Source organism: Pseudoalteromonas sp. McH1-42, assembly GCF_022347845.1.
In the GTDB taxonomy this organism is placed as follows: domain Bacteria; phylum Pseudomonadota; class Gammaproteobacteria; order Enterobacterales; family Alteromonadaceae; genus Pseudoalteromonas; species Pseudoalteromonas rubra_D.
The window spans coordinates 237,420-245,155 of the sequence record NZ_JAKRFU010000010.1; the positions used below are offsets into that span (position 1 = coordinate 237,420).

At 46.5% G+C, this 7,736-nt stretch carries 5 protein-coding genes and 2 rRNA genes; 3 read left to right on the forward strand and 4 right to left on the reverse strand.

Translation table 11 applies throughout. The features are described from left to right. Positions 1-11 precede the first annotated feature (11 nt). From MHN31_RS10850 to MHN31_RS10860, 3 genes are all read left to right on the forward strand, one after another. A complete protein-coding gene (locus MHN31_RS10850) occupies positions 12-1,220 on the forward strand; it encodes an EAL domain-containing response regulator (RefSeq protein WP_239444271.1) in 1,209 nt (402 codons plus the stop codon). Positions 1,221-1,309: 89 nt separating this feature from the next. Continuing rightward, positions 1,310-3,763 (forward strand): prolyl oligopeptidase family serine peptidase, encoded by a 2,454-nt coding sequence (locus MHN31_RS10855; protein ID WP_239444272.1) that lies wholly within the window; start codon positions 1,310-1,312, stop codon positions 3,761-3,763. A gap of 210 nt (positions 3,764-3,973) precedes the next feature. Next, entirely contained in the window at positions 3,974-4,678 is a 705-nt protein-coding gene (locus MHN31_RS10860; RefSeq protein ID WP_010386686.1) for a response regulator transcription factor, read from the forward strand. Positions 4,679-4,686: 8 nt separating this feature from the next. On the opposite strand, the gene MHN31_RS10865 is transcribed toward MHN31_RS10860, so the two are convergent. From MHN31_RS10865 to rrf (MHN31_RS10880), 4 genes are all read right to left on the reverse strand, one after another. Continuing rightward, positions 4,687-6,207 carry a YifB family Mg chelatase-like AAA ATPase gene (locus tag MHN31_RS10865; RefSeq protein WP_239444273.1) on the reverse strand — a complete coding sequence of 507 codons (1,521 nt, stop codon included), beginning with the start codon at positions 6,205-6,207 and terminating at the stop codon, positions 4,687-4,689. A gap of 14 nt (positions 6,208-6,221) precedes the next feature. Continuing rightward, positions 6,222-6,836: a trimeric intracellular cation channel family protein gene (locus MHN31_RS10870; RefSeq protein WP_138538365.1), complete on the reverse strand. Its 615-nt coding sequence runs from the start codon at positions 6,834-6,836 to the stop codon at positions 6,222-6,224. 646 nt (positions 6,837-7,482) lie between these two features. Further along, a 5S ribosomal RNA gene (gene rrf, locus MHN31_RS10875) occupies positions 7,483-7,597 on the reverse strand. Positions 7,598-7,640: 43 nt separating this feature from the next. After that, positions 7,641-7,736, reverse strand: a 5S ribosomal RNA gene (gene rrf, locus MHN31_RS10880); the annotation flags it as partial.

The following is a 7,736-nucleotide window of genomic DNA, read 5'->3' on the forward strand; positions in this document are numbered from 1 at the left end:
AGGATAGCGTCATGCAACATCAGGCTAAACACATTCTTGTCGTTGACGATTCACAGGCGATATTGATAGTCATGAAAGCCATACTGGCAGAGCTGGAAGTAGACTATGTAACCACCGTAGACAGTGCACCTCAAGCGCTGGAGCTGGTTCGGCAAACCCCTTTGCACTATGATGCGGTTTTTACCGATCTCAACATGCCTGACATGGACGGTATGGAGCTGATCCGCAAGCTCGGCGAACTGAGATATCCCGGCGGGATTGTCATTATCTCAGAGATGGAAACCCGGGTGATGGATCTGGCTGCAAACCTGGCCAGACAACATAACACCCACCTGATAGGCAATATCTCTAAACCTGTACAACTCAATGACGTAGACAGGCTCCTGAAGAAGCTGGATAGTTTTATTGGCAACGATGAGTCAGAAGAGTCTTGTGTTACAGAGGAACAACTGCTGTATGCGATCAGTAATAACGAAATCACGCCCTTTTATCAGCCCAAAGTCCACCGTGGCAGCAAGAAGATCAAAAGTGTCGAGGTATTAGCGCGCATTGTTTCTCAGCAGTATGGTGAAACCCTACTCCCCCATCGATTTATCGGGGTGGCTCAGGATCTGGACTTGATTAATCTGGTTACTTTTCAGCTGTTTGAAAAAGCCACTAAAGAGTTTCAAAAGCTCAGAGCCGAACTCAATTACCCCTTTAAGCTCGCTTTTAACTTGTCACCTGTGCAACTCAATGACAGTGGCTGTCCTGACAAGCTGGCTCTGATCCTCGAACTCAACCGTCTGGAACCCAAGGAAGTGATTATAGAGATCACCGAAAACCAGCCTATTGTCAGTAGCTTGCAACTTGAAACCATCAACAGGTTAAGGTTAAGAGGTTTCGACCTCTCACTAGATGACTTCGGAACCGGGTTTACTAACCTGCAGCAATTAAAAAGCTTGCCCTTTACTGAAATTAAACTGGATCGCTCGCTCATCACCTATATAGAGTGCGACCGTTTTTCTCAGGTGCTGGTCGACAGCCTGATTGATATTGCACAAAATCAACAAATGGACATTGTTGCTGAAGGCATCGAGCGCATTGAAGAATTGCAATATCTGGAGAAATATAAATACAGCTTGCTGATGCAAGGCTATCTGATCAGTCGGCCTAAAGCCTTACCCGAGTTTATTCGCTGGATCCACTCATGGCAGAGAATGATAAATTCAAACCCATAGGGAGATTGTGAGTTAGTCTCAGGTGCGGATGAGAAGCGTACAGTATATGTTATAGTATACGTCTAATTTACCCACAATAGGCGCAAACTATGAAGTTAAAATCGGTCGCTGTGCTGCTGTTATCTGCATTGAGCACATCACTCAGTGCTGCTCCAATCAACAAGCAGGATATTCAATTTATTGGCCCTCTGGGTCAGGCCAGCACAATTAAGCCCTATAATACGGCACATCAACAAACCATAATCGCTAACCTGGTCCCGAGCTTGTCGGGTTCAGAGAAAACCGTGTCTATGCTGGGTGTTGACGCCAAGTGGCAGCCACTGTCTCAGTTAAATGCACTGACTATGGGCGGGCTACAGGCAATGAAAATGGAGTTTTCAGTCAACCGTTTCGTGCAGGGTGAACTGGTGCTGGATGGCATAGAAAAGGCACATATTTTCGTCAATGGTGAACGCCATTCTGACAAGATGTCCTCAACACTCAATTTACCCACCGGCGATCATCAGGTCATCATTGTAGCTGAGCAAGTCGCTGACTGGAAAAAAGTCTCTGTGGCATTCAATGGCAAAACAGACCACGATCAACTGTTATTTACTGACAAAACAACCAAAGCGCTGTCTGCCAAACAGTTATTCGATGCCCCAGTCGTCAGTGCTGTTTCCGTCTCACCGGATGCTGAGCATTATGTCACGACACAAAAGCACTATCAGGCGAATCGCGGTAATCAGGCACTGACTCAAACCACGGTATTCAATGACGATGATAAAGTCATATTCACGCTTGAAGGGGTTAACGCCAGTTCTTTGGCCTGGCGTCAGGATGGCGAACAGCTGGTTTACAGCCAGCACGGCCAACTGAAAACGCTGGATCTCACGACCCTGACATCCCGGGTGATCGCAGAGGATCTTAAAGGCGCCAGTGAGTTTGCTTATTTTAATGATACCAGCCTGATATTTAGCTGGTCTAAATCGCCTGCTAAAGACACATCTTTGGTGAAGCATTATCAGGGCCTGGAAGATCGCTGGTCCTATGCGCGTACCAACACACAAATTTATTTGCTGGATATTAAAACCGGCATGATCCAGGCACTCACTGAAGGCAAACAAAGCCATACGCTCGAAGATCACGATGCCAAAAACAATCGTATTCTTACCAGCCGTGCAGTGCAGGATTATTCAGCTCCCCCCCATATGTTAACCGAGCTGGTTGAATTCAACCTGACACAGGGCACTGAAACTGTGCTCGGTCAGTACCGCACATTCAATGAAGCCAAATATGGAGCGAAGGGGATCTATGCTGTGGCTGGTCCAGATTTCAAAAATGGCCTCGGCAGAGCGGTTGAAAAAGATCAGCTCACCAATAACTACGATGGCCAGTTATACTGGTTAGATCAGCAAGGCGCCCAGGCAAAAGCGCTAAGTAAAGCCTTTAACCCCGCGATCGGCAGTATAAACGTACTCAGTAACGGCGATGTCGTTGCGAAGGTGACGGATGAAGATCGTCAGCAACTGTATCTCTACGATGTCAGCAAAGATCGCTACACGCGTTTGAAAACTGGCTTAGATGTGGTTGAGCGCTTCAGTATTGCTGATAACCGTAAACCAGCACTACTCGTCGCCGGTACACAAGCTTCTGCACCACAACAACTCAAACAGGTTAACATCTATAAGAATCGCGCTCGCACTTTGTGGGACTCAGCCCCACTTGCTTATAGCAACAGCGAGATTGCTAAACTGGAAGAATTTAACTTCACCAATAGTCAGGGCACAGAAATCAAAGGCCGGGTATACCTGCCCCACAACCTGGATAAATCCAAACAGTATCCAGCCTTAATTTACTATTACGGCGGCACTTCACCAGTTTCCAGGGCCTTTACAGGACGTTACCCATTTAATCTGTGGGCTGCAAACGGCTATGTGGTTTATGTCTTGCAACCAACAGGGGCGACTGGTTTTGGTCAACGCTTCTCGGCTCAGCATGTCAATGCCTGGGGTGAGCAAACTGCCGATGACATTATCAAAGGCACCAAAGCCTTCCTGACCGAATATCCCTATGTTGATAAAAATCGTTTGGGTAACCTGGGCGCTTCTTATGGCGGCTTCATGACCATGTTACTGACAACGAAAACAGATATGTTCAGTGCATCGATTTCGCATGCTGGTATCTCTAATATTACGTCATACTGGGGACAAGGGTGGTGGGGTTACCTCTATTCGGGTGAAGCGTCAAAGCACAGCTTCCCCTGGAATAACGCCAAATTGTACTCGCAGCACAGCCCTGTCTTTAATGCCGATAAAGTAACAACACCACTGCTGCTGTTACACGGCGATGCCGATGTCAATGTACCAGTCGGAGAGAGTCACACTATGTATACCGCACTGAAGCTACTTGGCCAGGATGTTGAACTGATTGAAATTAAGGGCGCGGATCATCAGATATTTGCTCGCGACCGACGTTTTCAGTGGTGGGACACTATGCTCGCCTATTTTGACAAACACCTGAAAGATCAACCTCAATGGTGGCAACACCTATACGGTAAATAAAATCATGGGCAGCACTTAGGTGCTGCCTTTTTTAAAAAAAGCCATTCAACTGTATGATATTTCAGAATTAGCACATTTTTATTCACTTCACAGGTTCATACTAAAGTTTTATTTGCATTGTTTTTTATTTGAAAATAATCAACTTACCCTTCTCAGCCCAGTTTTCTCAGTGCTAATATATAAGTGATTTATTGATAAAGTTACGGTGCTATGAACATTAACGTGCTTCTGGTGGAAGATGACGATCTACTAGCAAAAAGGATCGCAAACCATTTTGCAAATACTGAATTTCAGCTCACGCTGGATAACACCGGTGCACAAGCATTGCAACTCGTTCATAATCAAATCAATGAAGGCAACCCCTTCGACATGGCCATTGTAGATGTTGTATTACCCGCAACGGATGGTCTCAATCTTGCCAAAGAACTCAATACGCTTACCGATATCGGCGTGATCATGCTCTCCAGTCGCGACACACAAGCAGATCGCATTGCTGGTTTAGCTCAGGGCGCGGATGACTACGTCTGTAAACCCGTTGACCTGCTTGAGCTGGAACTTCGAATGCGTGCCCTGTATAAACGTATCGCTGGCAGCAAAGGGGAAGACGAATCTGAAGAATTTATCGAATATGCAGATTTTAAACTTCATCCGGATAACCGGACGCTTATTAATCCGCATGGCGACGAAGCCAGGCTCACAGAAGCGGAGCACAAGGTGCTTATTTGCCTGATTGCGAACGCCGGTAAAGCCACTTCCAGAGCCAAAATTTCAGAAGAAATAGGCCAGCCAGACTGGAGCCCCAGCGACCGAACTGTTGATGTACTTATCGGCAGACTGCGAAAAAAACTCGGCGATGAGAAAGAGCAGAAGCGCATTGTGACGGTTCGTGGCAAAGGCTATATGCTATCCACCTAATCACGCACTTAGCTGTATGTCAGCTGCCCCAATAAACGCTCAAAAGCCCGATAACTGAGTGCTTCTTTCAGGTCGGGAACCGTTATCCCCGGACGATGTGACAAGTCAGCTATCGTTCTGGCTACCTTGATGATGCGATGATAAGAGCGTGGCGAGAGGTTCAGCTTCTCCGTTGCTCGGGCAAGCAGCTGAGCAACATCGGGGGACAGCGTACAATACTGCTCAATTTCCCGGGTCGTCAACCTGGCGTTTGCTTTACCCTGGCGGCTCAACGCAATGCTAAACGCCGCCTCGACTCTGCTACGTATTTGCTCACTGGTCACTTCCGGTGTAGATGATTGCAGTTCCTGCGTGCTGAGTCTGGGTAATTCTATCTGTAAGTCTATCCGGTCGACAAAAGGGCCTGATATTTTACTTAAGTACCTCAATACCTGCTCTGGCGAAGCACGTTTATCAGTATGGCAGCCGGTAGGGCTCGGATTAAGTGCAGCGATGAGCTGAAAACAGGCGGGAAAATCAACTTGCTGTGCAGCACGCGAAATGGTCACCTGCCCCGTTTCCATCGGCTCTCTGAGAGAATCCAGCACCTTACGTTCATATTCAGGCAATTCGTCTAAGAAGAGTACCCCATTGTGCGCCAAAGATATCTCACCAGGCCGGGGATTAGACGAGCCGCCCACCAGGGCAACCGCAGAACAGGTATGGTGAGGCGCACGGAATGGCCTGCTACGCCAATTTTCCAAGCTAAGCTGCTTCCCCGTTAAAGAATACACGGCAGCCGTCTGCAACGCTTGTTCTATGCTCATATTTGGCATAATTCCCGGCATACGCTGTGCCAGCATAGATTTACCTGTGCCCGGAGGACCAAGAAACAAAATATTATGACCTCCTGCTGCGGCAATTTCGAGTGCACGCTTAGCCATAGGTTGCCCTTTAACATCACTCATATCCATCTGCGTGCTGCTGAGCGTATTAGCGGAAGAAATAGGTATACGTTCCTCTGTAAAAGGCAACGATGATTGACCACTCAGATCCAACCACAGAGCATGCAGTGTATTCGCAGCAATGCACTGCTGATACTCAACCAGCTGCGCCATGCCCAGGTTTTCTTCCGGGATATAACAGGTGTGGTGTTCACGCTTGGCAGCCATGACAACCGGGATGATGGCCGTCACAGCTCTTATCTCCCCATTGAGGGCAAGCTCACCATAAAATTCACACCCTTGTGTTGCCTGTTCATTGAGCTGCCCTGATGCAACCAGGATGCCTACTGCTATTGCCAGGTCATAGCGACCGCCTTGCTTAGGCAGATCAGCCGGTGCTAAATTCACTGTGATGCGTTGTTCTGGAAAGATAAAATTCGAGTTATGCAGTGCTGAGCGCACACGCTCTTTAGATTCTTTGACCGATGTTTCCGGCAGGCCCACTATGTTAAAGCTAGGTAAGCCGTTACTCAGATGAACTTCTACCGTGACAACAGGAGACTCAATACCTACCTGAGCACGTGTGAGTATTCTTGCTAATGACATTCCTTGTCCTATGGTTAATCTTTGTAATTAAAGACGTGCAACACAATGCCCCAACGCATAGCTGCCAGTCGGGCAAACAACGTGGTGGCCATCGCCAGCAACATGACAACTTCTGTTGATAAATTAAAGTTTATGAGTTGAGTATAAACTATCCCGCCCAAAATACAGGTGATAGCGTATAACTCGCCCTTAAGTAAAAGCGGAATTTCTCTGGCCAGCACATCCCGGATCACACCACCAAAGCACCCTGTCAAAACGCCCATAATCACAGCAGTTGTATCTGGCATACCAATATCCAGCGCTTTTTGGACCCCCATAACAGCAAAGAAAGCCAACCCAAATGCATCAGCAACTTGCAGATACAATGTGGGGATCTTCTTTTGCCGGTTCAGCGTCCAGATACTAACTGCTATCGCTGAAAAGATAGCGATAAAATAGCTTGAATCATGCAACCAAAAGACCGGAACATCGAGGATCACATCTCTTATAGTCCCGCCCCCTATACCGGTAACAGTTGCCAACACAACCACACCAAATCCATCCATATGCTTACTATAGGCAATTAAGGTACCTGATATGGCAAACACCATTACACCTAACAAATCAAACCAGTGATAAAGCTCAGACATTATTTTCTAGTAAATGAGTAACATGCTTGGATACTAGCTCAGTTTTAACCAATTAAGTAGCTCAAGACAATCTGAAATATAGCGAGAATCGTGCTTTAACACGCCTTTAAACAAGTGTGATTAAAAGCCGAAGAACACTTCGTAGTTCGAAGAGATGAGCGCAAAGAGCCGCATAGATGTGGGGAAGTAGCATACAATTATCGAAATGCGCGATAGAACGCAGATTCATGGATGAATTAAGTGCAAAGTACAATGACAGCGAGCGATGCGAGTACATTTATACCAATTTGCTTAATTAAGTGATCTATTTTGAGGCGAGAAAATAGGGTCGATAACCAGGCAAAAATTTTGCTATTTAGTTGTTCTAAATGAGAAATTTTTAACGCTGTTAGCGTCCTATTTACTCCTTCAAATAGACCAGGTATTAAGTGAAATTGGTATTACTTTGCGCAAGGTGAAATGAGCTATCGTAGAGAACGCAGACCTATTCACAGCGCAAAAAAGACCCCTCCACAGGAAAGTGTCCCCAAAGACTGCTAGATACCAGCTTCATGGAGGAATAGACAACACTGCTCTGTCTACAGCTTTTTAAATTGCACATAGCAAAAAACCCGCTGCATTGCTGCAACGGGTTCATCTAATTGGGCCCTGGCGATGACCTACTTTCACATGGGAAATCCCACACTATCATCGGCGCTGTTTCGTTTCACTACTGAGTTCGGCATGGAGTCAGGTGGTTCCAAAACGCTATTTTCACCAGGAAAATCTTTTCAATTTTTGTTTTAGTTCTTTTTAAAATTAGGAGCTTGGCAATGTCCTACTTTCACATGGGAAACCCCACACTATCATCGGCGCTATTTCGTTTCACTACTGAGTTCGGCATGGGGTCAGGTGGTTCCA